The sequence below is a fragment of the Nonomuraea sp. NPDC003727 genome (assembly GCF_053586935.1).
In genome coordinates this window covers 194,270-209,316 of sequence record NZ_JBSFNE010000010.1, presented here as the reverse complement: position 1 = coordinate 209,316, position 15,047 = coordinate 194,270, and the positions used below count along the sequence as shown (strand labels likewise).

The following is a 15,047-nucleotide window of genomic DNA, read 5'->3' as shown; positions in this document are numbered from 1 at the left end:
ACATGGTGCGCTCTGAGCATGTACGACAGGAAAACATCGGTCATGTCGTCTTCATCACGGCGGCCGCCGCCATCGGCGGCTTCCTGTTCGGCTACGACAGCTCGGTGATCAACGGCGCGGTCACCGGAATCCGGCACCACTTCCAGGTGGGCGCGGTCGAGACGGGCTTCGTCGTGGCCATCGCCCTGCTGGGGTCGGCGGCGGGCGCGTGGCTGGCCGGCGGGGTGGCCGACCGGTGGGGGCGCGTCAGGACCATGCAGCTGGCCGCGGGACTGTTCGCGGTCAGCTCGATCGGCCAGATGCTGCCCTTCGCCCTCTGGGACCTGGCCTTCTGGCGGGTGCTCGCCGGCGTGGCCATCGGCATGGCCTCCGTGATCGGCCCCGCCTACATCGCCGAGGTGGCCCCGCCCGCCTACCGCGGCCGGCTGGGCTCCTTCCAGCAGCTGGCCATCGTGCTCGGCATCGCGGTCTCCCAGCTGGTCAACTACATGATCGCGCGCCTGGCCGGCGGCAACGTCAACAACGAGCTGTGGGGTCTGCAGGCCTGGCAGTGGATGCTCGGCGCGTGCGTCGTGCCGGCCCTGCTGTACCTGCTGTTCGCCTCGGTGATCCCCGAGTCGCCGCGCTTCCTGGTCGCCGTCGGCCGTACCGAGGCGGCCAAGCGGGTGCTGGCCGAGGTCGAGGGAGAGAGCGCCGACCTGGACACCCGGCTGGAGGAGATCCGCAGCGTGCTGCGGACGGAGGAACGCACGCACCTGCGCGACCTGCGCGGCCCCGCGCTGGGGCTGCTGCCGATCGTGTGGATCGGCATCGTGCTGTCGGTCTTCCAGCAGTTCGTCGGCATCAACGTGATCTTCTACTACTCCTCCGTGCTGTGGCAGTCGGTCGGCGTCACCCAGAGCAACTCGCTGCTGATCAGCTTCTCCAGCTCGGTGATCAACATCATCGGCACGTTCATCGCCATCGCCCTGGTCGACAAGCTCGGCCGCAAGCCGTTGCTGCTGATCGGCTCGGCCGGCATGGCGATCTCGCTGGGCACCGCCGCGTGGGCGTTCAGCGCCGCCAAGTACGTCGGCCAGACGGTCACGATGCCCGACCCACAGGGCGCCGTCGCGCTGATCGCGGCCCACACGTTCGTGCTGTTCTTCGCCCTGTCATGGGGTGTGGTGGTGTGGGTCCTGCTGGGCGAGATGTTCCCCAACCGCATCCGCGCCGTCGCCCTGTCGGTCGCCGCGGCCGCCCAGTGGCTGGCCAACTGGGCGATCACCGTGACGTTCCCCAGCCTGGCGGAGTGGAACCTGCCGCTCACCTACGTCATGTACGCGTGCTTCGCGGCGCTGTCGTTCGTCTTCGTCACCAGGTGGATCAAGGAGACGCGGGGCCGCAAGCTGGAGGAGATGGGCTAGCACTCCAGCCGCGCGGCGATCCCGCTGGCGTGCCGGGTTACGGCCGCGGTGGTGATGCGGTGGTGATGCGGTGGTTGGCGGCCACCGCATGATTGTCGTTTGCTGGATGATCGCGGTGGTCGCGGGTGTTCTGCCTGCCCACCACACCGCCCTTGTGAAGGAGGACGCCCCATGCGTTGGCTGGACGTGCGCCGGCACAGCCTGACCAAGAAGGGCGCGATGCGTGGCCGGGGGTCCCATCTGTCGGCTGAAGGCATCGCCCTGGCCCGTTTCATCGGTTCCGGAGCCGGCCCGTACGAGCGCGTCGTCACCAGTTCGGTCCCTCGGGCGGTCGAGACCGCCGTCGCGATGGGTTTCGCCGTCGACGACACCATGGAGATGCCGTCGGGCTACGTATCCGGAGAGATCCCCCGGCATGCCCAGTGGAACTGGGCGCAGCCGTACAGGCGACTCGCGGACGTCATCCGGAAGGGTCATGCCGCGGCGGCGGTGGCCCAGACCCATCGCGCGATCTGGGCGGACACGGTGGCTGGTGTCCCCGAGGGCGGGTCGGCGCTGCTGATCGGGCACGGAGGGGCGATCGAGCTGGCGTTGGTGGCGTGTTTGCCGGATGCCTCGCACGACACATGGGGGACGCCGTTCGCCCACTGCGATGGCGTGCGCCTCGGCTTCACCGAAGGTCACTTCGTCGGCGTCGAGTTCCACCGGGCCCCGCAGAGCCTCTCCAGCCGAACTGAAGATCGCTGAAGTACGAGACTAGAGATCAACGAGGAGTCCAGACTCTCCCGGCGCCGCCCAGGCCGAGCGACCGGCGCTCCCTCGCCCGGCGGGCGGCGGCCTCACGCAGGTCCGTGCGCAGGTCCGGCAGGTGCCGGGCGACCTCGGCGCGCCCGGCGTCGGGCAGGATGATCACGAGGTCGGCCAGACCGCGGGTGTCGCGGGCGGTGATGTGGTCGCGGACCCGCGCCCAGGCGGTCACGAGGCGGCCTTTGCGGAAGTAGATCTGGTCGCCTCCCGCCCTGGGGGCTCGTCAATCGGTGCCCGCAGGGGCTGTGCTTTCGAATGTGGGCGCGTCGGTGCCGGGTTCAATACAAAGCACGCGGGTTCGTCGCGGCCCGACGAATCACTGGGACAATTCATCGGTCGTACCGCGACGAACCCGCGCCGCACTTCACGGGAATCGGATCGACCCGCCGTCATCGGAAAGCGTTGAATAATCGATCCGCGAAAAAACTCTGTCGTTCTGACGGTTCAATTTATTGAGCGGTGATAAACCCCTTGCGGTTCGCGTTCGGCTCGCGTGAGCGCGGGCCGGCGAAGCCGGCCCGCGCCATCAGGTCAGGACTCAGGTGTTCGCACCGTCCCAGTGCCTGTCGCGCTCGACCTCGGCCTCGTTGTTGTTGTTGTTGGTGTTCGTGTTGTTGGTGTTGACGTGGTTGTTGATGTTGATCCTGAGACGGCCGTGGCCGCCCCGGTTGTGGCAGCGACGGCCCCAGCCGCCGCCCCAGCCGCCCCAGCCCCTGAAGCCGCAGCGACGGAAGCCACCGCAGCCCCAGCCGCCCCAGCCCGTCGTGACGGCCGAAGCAGTGGTGGCGGCGGATGCCGCGGTGGTGGTGGCGCCGACGGCGACGAAGCCGCCGCTCACGGCGGTGGTGAGTGCGAGGCCTGCGATGACTCGCTTGAAGCTGGTCATTGGGTTTCCTCCTGAAAGGATTGACTGCCCGTGAATGACGAATTCAGGGTGGTTGAAATGTTCTCTATGGTCACGAGCGACCATCCCTGCATTCTCTTGATTGCCGGGCCGCATGCCAGACAAACGGGACATCACCCCATTTTGCTGTACATTAACGTTGCTATTGCTCTACTTAAAGATCTATCAGTCGATATAGCCCGATTTGGGCCGTTATAACGGGGGTGAATGGCCATTTTTCCCAAACCCCCACTAATCGGTATAAATTCGGACATATCGCCCAGGCTGGCTGTGCGTGCACCCGCCGTTCGCCGCCCGGCACGGGCCCCCGACCGTGCACGGCGACCCGTGTCCTGCGAGAAGCGGGCCCTCGAAGGAGGGGCGGGTCCTGCCCTTCCGTACGGCACGCCCCCTGGACGCCGACCGGCCGTACGTCATCAGCGAGCACGCCGACCCGCAGGGCGCGGTGCGCGAGAAGGTGTCCTGGCCGGGGCCGGATCGCCCGCCACTCCGACACCCAGGACACGGTGCTGTTCGCCACGGCCTTCAAGGACCGTGACCCGGTGGCCGGGCAGCGGCACGAGCTCCGCCCGGCCGCCTTCGTCGGCCCGGGTGGCGGCGGGATGTTCAGGACCGCCGGCAGGGGCGGGTACGGGCACCTGGGCCTCGACCTCGGGCGGGCGTGGCAGGATATGCAATCTTCCTGTCATTGACGCCATCGTGTGACGCTGACCAGCATGAAAAGCATGCAGCGGCGCGTCGTGATCGTGGTCTTCGAGGGGTTCCAACTGCTCGACATGGCCGGTCCCGCCGACGTGTTCGCTCTGGCGGGCATGCTGGCCGGCGAAGGCGGTTACCAGGTGGAGGTGACCGCCGTCCGCGTCGGCGACGTGGCCGCCCTCAACGGGGTCGCGACGGTCGTGCGAACCCCGCTGGCGGACGTCGGCGGGCCGGTCGACACGCTGGTGGTCGCCGGCGGGCTGACCACCTTGGACCTCCTGCCGGACCGGGAGCTGATCGACGGCATCACGCGCCTGGCCGGGATGTCGCGCAGGGTCACCTCGGTGTGCGGCGGCGCGCTGCTCCTGGCCGAGGCGGGCCTGCTGGACGGCAGGCGGGCGACCACCCACTGGCTGGCCGCCGACGGGCTGCGCGCCAGGTACCCGCTGGTCGAGGTGGACGCCGATCCGATCTACATCAAGGACGGCACCGTGTGGACCTCGGCGGGCGTGACGGCGGGCATCGACCTCGCGCTCGCGCTGGTGGCCGAGGACCACGGGCACGCCCTGGCCAGGGACGTGGCCTGCGGGCTGGTGGTCTACCTGCAACGGCCCGGCGGGCAGAGCCAGTTCAGCACGCCGATGAGCGCGCTGACTCCGCGCAGCGAGCCGTTGCGCGAGCTCCAGACGTACATCGACGCCAATCCCGCAGGCGACCTGAGCGTGCCCGCCCTGGCCCGCCACGCGGGGATGAGCGAGCGGCACTTCTCCCGCGTCTTCACCGCGCAGGCCGGCCTGTCACCCGGCCGGTACGTCGAGCGCAGCAGGGCCGACGCCGCGCGGCGGCTGCTGGAGCTCACCGACCACCCGCTCGAGCGGGTGGCCAGGGAGGCGGGGCTGGGCACACCGGAGACCCTCCACCGCGTCTTCCACCGCCACTGGCGGATCTCACCCGGCGACTACCGTCGCCGCTTCCAGAAGAAGGAGCACTGACCATGCAGGTCGCCATCCCGCTCTACCGGCGCTTCACCGCGCTCGACGCCGTCGGCCCCTATACCGTGATGGCCTTCGCGCCCGGTTGCACCGTCACGTTCGTCGCCGCCGAGCCGGGCCCCGTCACCGACGACCGCGGCAGCCTCACTTTGCAGGCCACGGCGGGCTACGCCGACCTTCCCCGTCCCGACGTGGTCATCGTGCCTGGCGGCGCGGGGACCTTCGACGCGCTGCACGACCAGGCCCTCGTCGACTGGATCGCCGAAGCGCACGCCCACACCCGGTGGACGACGTCGGTCTGCAGCGGATCGCTCCTGCTGGGCGCCGCGGGGCTGCTGCGGGGCACGAAGGCCACCACGCACTGGGCCATCCTCGACATGCTGGCCCAGTACGGCGCCGAGCCGGTGAGCGAGCGGGTGGTCACGCAGGGCAAGATCGTGACAGCGGCGGGCGTGTCGGCCGGGATCGACATGGCGCTCACCCTGCTGGCCGGCGCCATCGACGTGGAGACCGCGCAGGCCGTACAGCTGGCCATCGAGTACGACCCGCAGCCGCCTTTCAACGCGGGCTCGCCGAAGACCGCGCCCGAGGGACTGGTGGAGCGGACGCTGGCGCTGCTCACCTAGCGGCATCCTGTCCGCGGTCGGCCTTTTCTCGCAGGTCGGCCCGGCTCCCGGGCACTACCGGCCGCTGCTCGACCACCTGGCGCGCGCTCGACGCCCGCCCGGGGGAGCGGGTGCTCGAGTTCTCCACCGTCTCCGCACCTGGTTGGCGGTATCTCCGAGGTACGGCAGGCGGAGGACCCCGGGGGGTACGGCGCGGCTGACGGCGTCCGCGGAGAGGGGATCGCCGAGGGCCCGCCGCGCCTGTCCCGTCAGGTCCCGCCTGTCTTGCGGACGGGCAGCCGCACGGGGCGGTGGACCAGGTTCCCCGTGGTCCACGGCAGGGTGTCGGCGGGTTCGGTGAGCGTCAGCCCCGGCAGCCGGTCGACCAGCACGCCCAGGATCTCCTGCAGCTCCATCCTGGCCAGGTTCGCGCCGAGGCAGAAGTGCGCGCCGCGGCCGAACGTGATGTGCTGCGGCCCCCTCCTGTCCAGGACCATGGTGCGCGGCTCGGGGAAGACGGACGGGTCGTTGTTCGCGCCGACGAAGGCGGCGATGATCCCTTCCCCCTTGCCGACCGTGCCCGAGGGCAGCTCGATGTCCTCGGTGGCCACTCTGATCATCGTGCCCTCGCCCGGCGTCTCCAGCCGCAGCAGCTCCTCGACGGCCGTGGGGATCAGCTCGGGCGCGGCGACGAGCCGCTCGTAGCTCTCCCGCGGATCGAGCAGCCTGAGCATCGACCTGGCCAGCACGGAGCCCGTCGTCTCGTGCCCGGCCAGGAAGAGCCCCACGGTCATCCGGACGAGCTCGTCCTGGCTCAGCCGGTCGCCTTCGTCCCTCGCCTCGATCATCGCGGCGAGCAGGCCGTCACCCGGGTCCTCGCGGTGGGCGGCGATGAGGTCGGCGGCGTAGGTGTAGAACTCGGTGGCCGCCGCGAGCTTCTCCTCCGAGGTGAGGCTCGACGTCGACAGCATCGCGTCCGACCAGCCGCGCACGCGCTCGGTGTCGATGCCCGCCACGCCCATCACGTCGCAGATCATCTGGACCGGCAGCGGGAAGGCCAGGTCGGCGACGAGGTCGAAGCCGGCGGGCAGCCGGTCGATCAGCTCGTGCGTGAGCGCGCGCAGCCGCGGCCGCCAGGTGGAGACCTGGCGCGGGGTGAAGGTGCCCGACAGCAGCCTGCGCAGCCTGGTGTGCTCGGGCGGGTCGGTGTTCATCAGGCTGCCGGGGGAGTCGGCGATGTTGTAGCCCTCGAACATCCGCGGCGCGCCGGGGTAGTGCAGGTTCCGGCTGAAGCGGGGGTCGCTCAGCACCGCGACGACGTCGTCGTACCTGGTGGCCAGCGTGACCACGTCGCCGCTGGGCAGCCTGACCCGGCCGAGCGGATCGCTGTCGCGCCGTTGGGCGTAGCGCTCGTGCGGGCATCCACGGGGGCCGGTCAGGAAGGGAAAACTCTCGAGTTCGGCCATGGTTCGGACGGTACCCAGCGATCCGCGGGCTGCCTAGCCCTCAGTACGGCCCCGCATCCCTCACCCCGGTGCCCGGGTCTGCGGCCGTGCCTCGTTCCGGTGTCATGGGCCTGCGGGGCTGCTGCGGCCGTCCCTCGGTCCTGGCTGCGACTGGCCCTCGGCCGCGTGTCACCGGCCCGCGGGTCAGCGGCCGAGGCGGGCCAGGTGCGACCGGCGGTGCGCGAACCCGAACACCATCGCGGCCACCCACACGAAGAACAGCACCTTCAGCACCGAGAACCCGCTCACCGCCAGGCCGATGACCAGCGCCACGAGCAGGACGGGGGCGAGCGGGCCCGGGCCCCGGTGGCGGCGCCCCAGGTGGGCGTGGCGCATCCGGTGCGCGTGCATGCGCCGCAGGTGCCGGGCCCTTCTCGACCCGCCGTGCCCGTACTCCTCGGCCCACCGGGCCGCTCCCGCCCAGGCGGCCTCCGGCCAGCCGCCCGGCCACGCGTCCTGCCCGCGCCGGGCTTCCGGCCACGGGGCCCGCTCCCGCCAGGCGTCCGGCCAGGCGCCCGGCCCGTTCCAGACGGCGGCGCCCCGTGTGGGGGAGTGGCGGCCGGGGCCCGGCAGGTCGGCGTGGACGCGGGCCAGGTCGCCGGCCGTACGGGCCGACAGCGCGAGGTCGAGCCGCTCGTCGAGCTCCTCGCGGGTCAGCCGGCCCTGCGCGAAGTGCTCGCGCAGCGCCGCCATCGTCTCGTCGCGCTCGGCGTCGCCGATGCGCAGCTGGTCGTCGGTGCTCATTGCGTGGCTCCTCTCGGGAGCCCCGTCCAGGGCTCCCGGCCTGCGCTCTGTCGTGATCGGGTCAGGGGCCGCGGCGCGCCGTGCGGCGACCGCGTCAGGGTCGGGTACGCCATCGGGCACCCACGGGGAAAGCGGGTCGGGTACGCCATCCGGGCATCCCACGGGGAGGCGAGTCGGGTACGCCATCCGGGCGCCCATGGGGAAGCGGGTCGGGTACACGATCCGGGCACCCACGGGGAAGCGGGTCGGGTACGCCATCCGGGCACTCTCGGGGAGGGCGGATGGCGTGCCGCGGGGGGGTGCCGGGCATGCCGGGGGTCACTCCTCCTCGGGGTCGCCGTCGGCCAGGATCTGGTAGAGCTTGCGGCGCGTCTCGATGAGCGCCTTGCGGGCCTCGCGGACCTGCGCCTCGGTGCCGCTGTGCAGGATCTGCATCATCGCGAACGCCGACTGCTTGGCGATGTCCATCAGTTCGGCCGAGTTGTCGTCGATGTCGGGACGCATCTCGTCCCAGGGCGCCCGCACCTCGTCGGCGTGCTCGGTGATGTAGGCGCGGCCGGCCTCGGTGAGGCGGAAGGTCTTGCGGCCCTCGCTCTCCTCCGAGACGACCAGGCCCTCGTCGGTGAGCTGCTGCAGCGCCGGGTAGACGGCGCCGGGGCTGGGCTTCCAGCCGCCTTCGCTGCGCTCGGCGATCTCCTGGATGATCTGGTAGCCGTTGCGCGGCTCCTCGGCGAGCAGCGCGAGGATCGCGGCGCGGACGTCGCCCCGCTTGGCCTTGCGTCCCCTGCCGCCGAACCCGTGGCGGCCGAAGGGCCCCCCGGGGCCGCCCCACGGGCCCCTGCCGAAGTCGAAGGGGAACGGCCCCGGCCGGCCCCTGCCGCGCTGCCTGTGATCGTGCGGGCCGCCCTCGGGCTGGGGGCCGCGCCTGTGGTGGTGATGCCCGCCGTGCTGCTGCCACGCCTCGGCCATCGTCCGGAACGCCTCGCGCGCGGCTCGCTTCATCTCCCTGGCGTCGGCCCACTGGCCGCCGCTCGCCGCCTGTGCGGAAGTCATGTGTCTTCTCCTTCTTGTTCACGATCGACCTTCGATCGTTCTCGATGCTTCGACGATATATCGGTAACGTGTCGATAGCAACCGATCTTTCGCGATCAATCCTGAGATGGGCGACAGAGTGAGCTAGATCACGAAAAAGTCGCGGAAATCGGGAACATGCATGGGGATGGAGGCCGTTAACTAGAGCAGACGAGGTCGTTCCGCGTCGGCAGGGCTGGGGGGTGCTGTCGCCGCGGTAACGGCCTCGTCTTCGTTTGCGGGCCCCTGTCGTCCGGGCCGCAGCCCCCTGCGCTCCTGGAGCCGGGCGCCGCTCGCGTGCGGATGTCCGGCGGGCGTGGCGGAACGCCCATACGAGGGCTTGGTGCGCGCTTTGCCGTACGATGACGTAGCGTGATCTTGACATGATGGGGCACACGCACGCGATGTCGGGAGCCGCCGCCTGGCTGGGCCTCGCGCCCCCGCTGGCCATGCTCCCGCTGCTGAACGAGTCGAGCAGGTTCATCGAGACCGGCATCATGGCGGGCGCGCTGACCCCCGCCGAGATCATCGCGGGAGCGCTGGTGTGCGCGGGCGCGGCGATGCTGCCCGACCTCGACCACCCGAGCGCCACGATCGCGCAGACCTTCGGGCCCGTCACCTGGCTGCTCAGCAAGGGGGTCTCATGGCTGGCGGGCGGGCACAGGGGGGCGACGCACTCCCTGGCCTTCGCGGTGGCGGCCGGGTTCGGGACGCACTGGCTGGCCGGCAGCTACCCGATCGGCAGGGACGTCGTGGTGGTGCTGCTCGTCGGGCTGGCATTACGCGCGATAGGCATCGGCATCCCCGGCAACAAGCTGGGCTCGGCGATGGTCAACATCGGCCTGACCGCCGGCCTGTACGTGGTCTTCAGATCGCTGGAGGTGGGCTACGCCTGGCTGGGCCTGGCGGTCGCGCTCGGCTGTCTCATCCACGTGGTGGGCGACTGCATGACCGAACGCGGCTGCCCGGTGCTGTGGCCGATGGCCTACAAGTTCATGCTGCCTTGGAAGATCGGCATCAAGACCGGGAAGAAGTTCGAGCAGAAGATTCTCGCGCCGGTACTTTCTGTCGCGATTATCGGCCTGCTGTACTGGAGACTTGCCTACTAGCCGGTAACTTGATGTCGAGATACTTGCCGAGATATCTTGACGTCGAGAGACCTGCCGCCACCTGCGAGTTAGGGTGACCTAACGTCGTGACAGGTGCTGAAGTGCGGCAGGATCTGTGACGGAGAACTTGTCTAACGAGGAGGCGAATCACCGTGTCCGCGAACAGCTTCGGCAGCCGTGACACGCTACGCGTCGGCGACGCGTCTTACGAGATCTTCCGGCTGGATGCAGTCGAGGGCGCTGCCCGCCTCCCGTACAGCCTGAAGATCCTGCTGGAGAACCTCCTGCGCACCGAGGACGGCGCCAACATCACCGCCGACCACATCCGCGCACTGGGCCAGTGGGACCCGAACGCCGCCCCTAGCGTCGAGATCCAGTTCACCCCCGCCCGCGTCATCATGCAGGACTTCACCGGTGTGCCGTGCGTGGTCGACCTGGCCACCATGCGCGAGGCCGTACGCGACCTCGGCGGCGACCCCGCCCGCATCAACCCGCTGGCGCCCGCCGAGATGGTCATCGACCACTCGGTCATCGTCGACTACTTCGGCCACCCCGACGCCTTCCAGCGCAACGTGGAGCGGGAGTACGAGCGCAACCGCGAGCGCTACCAGTTCCTGCGCTGGGGCCAGACGGCCTTCGACGAGTTCAAGGTGGTCCCGCCCGGCACCGGCATCGTCCACCAGGTCAACATCGAGCACCTGGCCCGCGTCGTCATGATCCGCGACGGCAAGGCCTACCCCGACACCTGCGTCGGCACCGACTCCCACACCACGATGGAGAACGGCATCGGCGTGCTCGGCTGGGGCGTCGGCGGCATCGAGGCCGAGGCCGCGATGCTCGGCCAGCCCATCTCGATGTTGATCCCGCGAGTGGTCGGCTTCAAGCTGACGGGCAAGCTCCCGGCCGGCGCGACCGCCACCGACCTGGTGCTGACCATCACCGAGATGCTGCGCAAGCACGGCGTGGTCGGCAAGTTCGTCGAGTTCTACGGCGAGGGCGTCTCCTCGGTGCCGCTGGCCAACCGGGCCACGATCGGCAACATGAGCCCCGAGTTCGGCTCCACCTGCGCGATCTTCCCGATCGACGGCCAGACCGTCGACTACCTGCGCCTGACCGGCCGCTCCGAGGAGCAGGTCGCGCTCGTCGAGGCGTACGCCAAGGAGCAGGGACTCTGGCTCGACCCGTCGGCGCCCGAGCCGGCCTTCTCCGAGTACATCGAGCTCGACCTGGCCACCGTCGTCCCGTCGATCGCCGGCCCCAAGCGCCCGCAGGACCGCATCGCGCTCAACGACGCCAAGCGGGCCTGGCGCGCCGCCGTCAAGGACTACGCCGCCGAGGAGGACTTCGGGCCGATCGACGAGGCCGGGGCCGAGTCCTTCCCCGCCTCCGACGCGCCCGCCGTCGACCACGACGGCGACCGCGACCAGCCGCACACGCCCGCGCTCAACGGCGAGCGGCCGCACAAGAAGGTGCCCGTCACCCTGGCCGACGGCACCAGCTTCGAGATCGACCACGGCGTGGTCACCATCGCCGCGATCACCTCGTGCACCAACACCTCCAACCCCTACGTCATGCTGGGCGCCGCCCTGCTGGCGCGCAACGCGGTGGAGAAGGGCCTGACCCGCAAGCCGTGGGTCAAGACGTCGCTGGCGCCCGGCTCCCAGGTCGTCACCGGCTACTTCGAGCGTTCGGGGCTCCAGCCGTACCTCGACAAGATCGGGTTCAACCTGGTCGGCTACGGCTGCACCACCTGCATCGGCAACTCGGGCCCGCTGCCCGAGGAGATCTCGGCCGCCATCCAGGAGAACGACCTGGCCGTCACCGCGGTCCTGTCCGGCAACCGCAACTTCGAGGGCCGCATCAACCCCGACGTCAAGATGAACTACCTGGCCTCGCCGCCGCTGGTGGTCGCCTACGCGCTGGCCGGCACGATGGACATCGACCTCGACACCGAGCCGCTCGGCGAGGGCGCCGACGGGCAGCCGGTGTTCCTCAAGGACATCTGGCCCTCGCCCGACGAGGTCGCCGAGGTCGTCAGCTCCTCCATCGGCCGCGAGATGTTCGAGCGCGACTACGCCGACGTCTTCAAGGGCGACGAGACCTGGCAGTCGCTGCCGATCCCGACCGGCGACACCTTCGAGTGGGACCCCGCCTCCACCTACGTGCGCAAGGCCCCCTACTTCGACGGCATGCCGGAGAAGCCGGAGCCCGTCACCGACATCGCCGGCGCCCGCGTCCTGGTCAAGGTCGGCGACTCCGTCACCACCGACCACATCTCGCCCGCCAGCTCCATCAAGGTCGGCACGCCCGCCGCTCAGTACCTGCAGGCCAACGGCGTCGAGGTCAAGGACTTCAACTCCTACGGCTCGCGGCGCGGCAACCACGAGGTGATGATCCGCGGCACGTTCGCCAACATCCGCCTGCGCAACCAGATCGCGCCGGGCACCGAAGGCGGCTACACCCGCGACTTCACCCAGCCCGACGGGCCCGTGTCGTTCATCTACGACGCCTCGGTCAACTACGCCGCGGCCGGCACGCCGCTGGTCGTCCTGGCGGGCAAGGAGTACGGCTCCGGCTCCTCGCGCGACTGGGCGGCCAAGGGCACGGCGCTGCTGGGCGTCAAGGCCGTCATCGCCGAGTCCTACGAGCGCATCCACCGCTCCAACCTGATCGGCATGGGCGTCCTGCCGCTGCAGTTCCCCGAGGGGCAGAGCGCCGCCTCGCTGGGGCTGACCGGCGAGGAGACCTTCGACATCACCGGCGTCGAGGAGCTCAACCAGGGCACCATCCCCGGCACCGTCCACGTGAAGGCGGGCGACGTCGAGTTCGACGCGGTGGTCCGCATCGACACGCCGGGCGAGGCCGACTACTACCGGCACGGCGGCATCATGCAGTACGTGCTGCGGTCGCTGCTGGCCAAGTAGTCGCCTGCCAAGCAGGCACGAACGTCCCGCACCCGCGACCCGGCCATCCGCCGGGCCGCGGGCGGCGGGAGCCCGGCCACCGGCCGGGCGGGCGCGACCCTGAACGCGCCCAACTCGGGGGAACCACCCGACCTGACCGCCGCCCGTCGCACCACCCCGCGCCGGGCGGCGGCGCCATTCCAGGGCCGCATCCATCGCATCTGCTGTGGGGTGGTGTCGCTCCTATCCCCGTACGGCAAGCCGTCCCCAGGCCACCGTGGTCACCGGCGCCCGCCCGTCCATCACGCATACTCCAGCGGGACTCCGGTCCCCGCCGCTACGCCGTCCCCCAGCCCGCACACGGGATTCCACCTGCGGCCACCCCGGACGGATCCAGGCGGACGGGCGGCCGCGGAACGCGCCTGAGCAGGCCGTCAGGTGGTGTTGAGGGGCGCGGGTGCCTCAGGACACCTTCGACGCCGGTGCCGACCATGTGTCGCACGCCGACGGCGACACCGCCGCGTAGCCCCGCTTGAGCCACGACACGCGGCTGGACCCCGACCCGTGGCTGCGCCGCCCGTCCGGCTCGTCCCCACTGGCTTTGACCGCGTCGAGCAGCGCCGTCCAGTGCTCCGCCGAGCGGCCGAGCGAGCGCCAGACGCTGCCCGCGAAGACCCCGGCCAGGCAGTCGGCCTGCAACTCGTAGCGGCGGCCCAGCTCCGCCTGGTCGCCCGTGCGGGCGCGCACCAGCTTCTCGTAGGCGGCCCTGATGCCTGCCTGCTGCTGGACGTGGTGACCGTACTCGTGCGCGGCGACCTTCAGCGGGTACAGGTCGGTGCGTCCCTCGATCCACTGTCCTTCGAGGGGGAAGACGAGGGTGGCCTGGCCGGTGCAGTAGAACGCCGCGGCCCCGCCCGGCCACCGCACACCGCAGATCCGCTCGGTGGGCGCGTCGACGTAGCGGACCTTCGGCTGCCGGAAAGGCAGCTTCGCCTTGGTGAAGTGCGCTGACCAGCCCCGGTTCAGGCAGGTCATGATCGCGCCCAGGTACTCCTTCGCGCGCGGAATCCCACCCGAGACGAGCGGCGGCTCCGGACAGGAGGCGACGGGCAGCCTGCCCGTCTTGTAGAGCGCCCCCGGCGTTCCCCGCACACCGGCTGCCCAGCCCCGCAGCATGCCAGAAGGCATCGACCCGGCGAAGGCAAGCCCAGGGGAGGGCGAGGTCGGCGAGGGCAGTCCGGGGGCGGGCGAAGCAGACGAGTGTGACGCGAAGGAGAGCGGCCCGCGGAAGAGCGGGTCAGCGGGGGACGCCTGGGCTGCGGGCGTGGTGGCCGGGAGGAGGACGAGCGCGGCGCACGTGGGGATGGAGAGAAGGGGGAGTCGCACGGTCCTGCAGCATAGAGCCCATGACTTCCGAGGCCGTGATCGTGATATTGGCAGGTTCGGCGGTGCTGGTCGGCGCGATCGTCCAAGGCGGTGTCGGCTTCGGGCTCGGCCTGGTCGCCGCCCCGGTCGTGACGATGCTCGACCCCACTCTCATGCCCGGCGCCATCCAGGTGGTCAACGCCACCCTGCCGCTGTTCACGCTGGCCGCCGAGTGGCGCAGGATCGACTGGCGTGGTCTCGGGTTCGCAGTGGTCGGCCGGTTGCCGGGCAGCGCGGTCGGGGCTCTCGTCGTCGTCCATGTCTCCACTCAGACGCTCGGCGTTTTCGTCGGCGTCATGGTCCTGGTCGCCGTCGCGCTGACCGCCCGGGCCGTCGCCGTCCCCAGGAACGGGTGGACGACCACGACGGCGGGTTTCGCCTCCGGCATCACCGGTACTGCCACCGGCATCGGCGGTCCGCCGGTCGCGCTGGTCTACCAGAGCGCCAAGGGCCCGCAGATCCGTGCCACGCTGGCGGCCTTCTTCTTCCTCAGCGCCTCCCAGTCGCTGCTCATCCTCTGGTTCGTCGACCGCCTGCCCGCCAGGGCGCTGGCGACGGGAGGGCTGCTCGTGCCGTTCGTGATCGGGGGTTTCCTCGCCTCCGGGCCGCTGCGGCGCCATCTCGACGGCAAGGGGGTGAGGGGCGCGGTCCTCACGGTGGCCGTGTTCTCGGCGCTGGCGCTGATCACGCAGAGCGTGATCGGTTGAGCGGGGTGTTTCTGGATTGTTACCCGCCACAACAAACTCAGCCGGATGAGGGTCTTCCAAAGCAGGCCGCGGCGGAATACGTTGCCGCAGACAACATTCACCGCGTACGGCAAGGCGCCGCCGTACGACCGGTGGAACCCCCACCCCCCGTCCATCCCCCAGAAAGGACC

General features: G+C 70.5%; 14 protein-coding genes. 8 read left to right on the top strand and 6 right to left on the bottom strand.

The features are described from left to right. Positions 1–2 precede the first annotated feature (2 nt). Together ACWDLG_RS26030 and ACWDLG_RS26025 are read left to right on the top strand one after the other, a co-directional pair. Positions 3–1,406 (top strand): sugar porter family MFS transporter, encoded by a 1,404-nt coding sequence (locus tag ACWDLG_RS26030; RefSeq protein WP_449924402.1) that lies wholly within the window; start codon positions 3–5, stop codon positions 1,404–1,406. Between the two features lie 171 nt (positions 1,407–1,577). Beyond that, positions 1,578–2,153 (top strand): histidine phosphatase family protein, encoded by a 576-nt coding sequence (locus ACWDLG_RS26025; RefSeq protein WP_449924399.1) that lies wholly within the window; start codon positions 1,578–1,580, stop codon positions 2,151–2,153. 16 nt (positions 2,154–2,169) lie between these two features. On the opposite strand, the gene ACWDLG_RS26020 is transcribed toward ACWDLG_RS26025, so the two are convergent. After that, on the bottom strand, positions 2,170–2,385 hold the full coding sequence (locus tag ACWDLG_RS26020) for a hypothetical protein (RefSeq protein WP_449924396.1): 216 nt from the start codon (positions 2,383–2,385) through the stop codon (positions 2,170–2,172). Between the two features lie 366 nt (positions 2,386–2,751). Beyond that, positions 2,752–3,099: a hypothetical protein gene (locus tag ACWDLG_RS26015; protein ID WP_449924394.1), complete on the bottom strand. Its 348-nt coding sequence runs from the start codon at positions 3,097–3,099 to the stop codon at positions 2,752–2,754. Between the two features lie 524 nt (positions 3,100–3,623). On the opposite strand from ACWDLG_RS26015, the gene ACWDLG_RS26010 reads away from it, so the two are divergent. From ACWDLG_RS26010 to ACWDLG_RS26000, 3 genes are read left to right on the top strand one after another with little or no spacing between them, the layout of a single operon-like run. Next, positions 3,624–3,809, top strand: coding sequence for a hypothetical protein (locus ACWDLG_RS26010; protein ID WP_449924391.1), 186 nt, complete (start codon positions 3,624–3,626; stop codon positions 3,807–3,809). A gap of 24 nt (positions 3,810–3,833) precedes the next feature. After that, positions 3,834–4,808: a GlxA family transcriptional regulator gene (locus tag ACWDLG_RS26005; RefSeq protein WP_449924388.1), complete on the top strand. Its 975-nt coding sequence runs from the start codon at positions 3,834–3,836 to the stop codon at positions 4,806–4,808. Positions 4,809–4,810: 2 nt separating this feature from the next. After that, entirely contained in the window at positions 4,811–5,434 is a 624-nt protein-coding gene (locus tag ACWDLG_RS26000; RefSeq protein ID WP_449924385.1) for a DJ-1/PfpI family protein, read from the top strand. 248 nt (positions 5,435–5,682) lie between these two features. Here the strand turns inward: ACWDLG_RS26000 and ACWDLG_RS25995 are convergent, their stop codons facing one another. From ACWDLG_RS25995 to ACWDLG_RS25985, 3 genes are all read right to left on the bottom strand, one after another. Continuing rightward, positions 5,683–6,879: a cytochrome P450 gene (locus tag ACWDLG_RS25995; RefSeq protein WP_449924383.1), complete on the bottom strand. Its 1,197-nt coding sequence runs from the start codon at positions 6,877–6,879 to the stop codon at positions 5,683–5,685. Between the two features lie 183 nt (positions 6,880–7,062). After that, positions 7,063–7,662, bottom strand: coding sequence for a DUF1707 domain-containing protein (locus ACWDLG_RS25990; RefSeq protein WP_449924380.1), 600 nt, complete (start codon positions 7,660–7,662; stop codon positions 7,063–7,065). Between the two features lie 318 nt (positions 7,663–7,980). Then, complete coding sequence (locus tag ACWDLG_RS25985; RefSeq protein WP_449924378.1) at positions 7,981–8,715, bottom strand: PadR family transcriptional regulator; 735 nt, start codon at positions 8,713–8,715, stop codon at positions 7,981–7,983. A gap of 401 nt (positions 8,716–9,116) precedes the next feature. On the opposite strand from ACWDLG_RS25985, the gene ACWDLG_RS25980 reads away from it, so the two are divergent. Beyond that, the gene (locus tag ACWDLG_RS25980; RefSeq protein ID WP_449924375.1) at positions 9,117–9,842 is read left to right on the top strand and encodes a metal-dependent hydrolase; all 726 of its coding nucleotides are present in this window, start codon (positions 9,117–9,119) and stop codon (positions 9,840–9,842) included. 146 nt (positions 9,843–9,988) lie between these two features. After that, complete coding sequence (gene acnA / locus ACWDLG_RS25975; protein WP_449924932.1) at positions 9,989–12,766, top strand: aconitate hydratase AcnA; 2,778 nt, start codon at positions 9,989–9,991, stop codon at positions 12,764–12,766. Between the two features lie 441 nt (positions 12,767–13,207). On the opposite strand, the gene ACWDLG_RS25970 is transcribed toward acnA, so the two are convergent. Next, positions 13,208–13,933 (bottom strand): neutral zinc metallopeptidase, encoded by a 726-nt coding sequence (locus ACWDLG_RS25970; protein WP_449924372.1) that lies wholly within the window; start codon positions 13,931–13,933, stop codon positions 13,208–13,210. A gap of 218 nt (positions 13,934–14,151) precedes the next feature. Between ACWDLG_RS25970 and ACWDLG_RS25965 the strand changes: the two genes are divergently transcribed. Next, positions 14,152–14,877, top strand: coding sequence for a TSUP family transporter (locus ACWDLG_RS25965; RefSeq protein ID WP_449924369.1), 726 nt, complete (start codon positions 14,152–14,154; stop codon positions 14,875–14,877). Positions 14,878–15,047: the final 170 nt, after the last annotated feature.

What these genes read in the sequence shown, in the direction of transcription:
- ACWDLG_RS25995 (WP_449924383.1), bottom strand. Translation starts at nt 6,879, where the DNA reads ATGGCCGAACTCGAGAGTTTTCCCTTCCTGACCGGCCCCCGTGGATGC.
- ACWDLG_RS26030 (WP_449924402.1), top strand. Translation starts at nt 3, where the DNA reads ATGGTGCGCTCTGAGCATGTACGACAGGAAAACATCGGTCATGTCGTC.
- ACWDLG_RS25990 (WP_449924380.1), bottom strand. Translation starts at nt 7,662, where the DNA reads ATGAGCACCGACGACCAGCTGCGCATCGGCGACGCCGAGCGCGACGAG.
- ACWDLG_RS26005 (WP_449924388.1), top strand. Translation starts at nt 3,834, where the DNA reads ATGAAAAGCATGCAGCGGCGCGTCGTGATCGTGGTCTTCGAGGGGTTC.
- ACWDLG_RS26000 (WP_449924385.1), top strand. Translation starts at nt 4,811, where the DNA reads ATGCAGGTCGCCATCCCGCTCTACCGGCGCTTCACCGCGCTCGACGCC.
- ACWDLG_RS25965 (WP_449924369.1), top strand. Translation starts at nt 14,152, where the DNA reads ATGACTTCCGAGGCCGTGATCGTGATATTGGCAGGTTCGGCGGTGCTG.
- ACWDLG_RS26025 (WP_449924399.1), top strand. Translation starts at nt 1,578, where the DNA reads ATGCGTTGGCTGGACGTGCGCCGGCACAGCCTGACCAAGAAGGGCGCG.
- ACWDLG_RS26015 (WP_449924394.1), bottom strand. Translation starts at nt 3,099, where the DNA reads ATGACCAGCTTCAAGCGAGTCATCGCAGGCCTCGCACTCACCACCGCC.
- ACWDLG_RS25970 (WP_449924372.1), bottom strand. Translation starts at nt 13,933, where the DNA reads ATGCCTTCTGGCATGCTGCGGGGCTGGGCAGCCGGTGTGCGGGGAACG.
- ACWDLG_RS25980 (WP_449924375.1), top strand. Translation starts at nt 9,117, where the DNA reads ATGATGGGGCACACGCACGCGATGTCGGGAGCCGCCGCCTGGCTGGGC.
- ACWDLG_RS25985 (WP_449924378.1), bottom strand. Translation starts at nt 8,715, where the DNA reads ATGACTTCCGCACAGGCGGCGAGCGGCGGCCAGTGGGCCGACGCCAGG.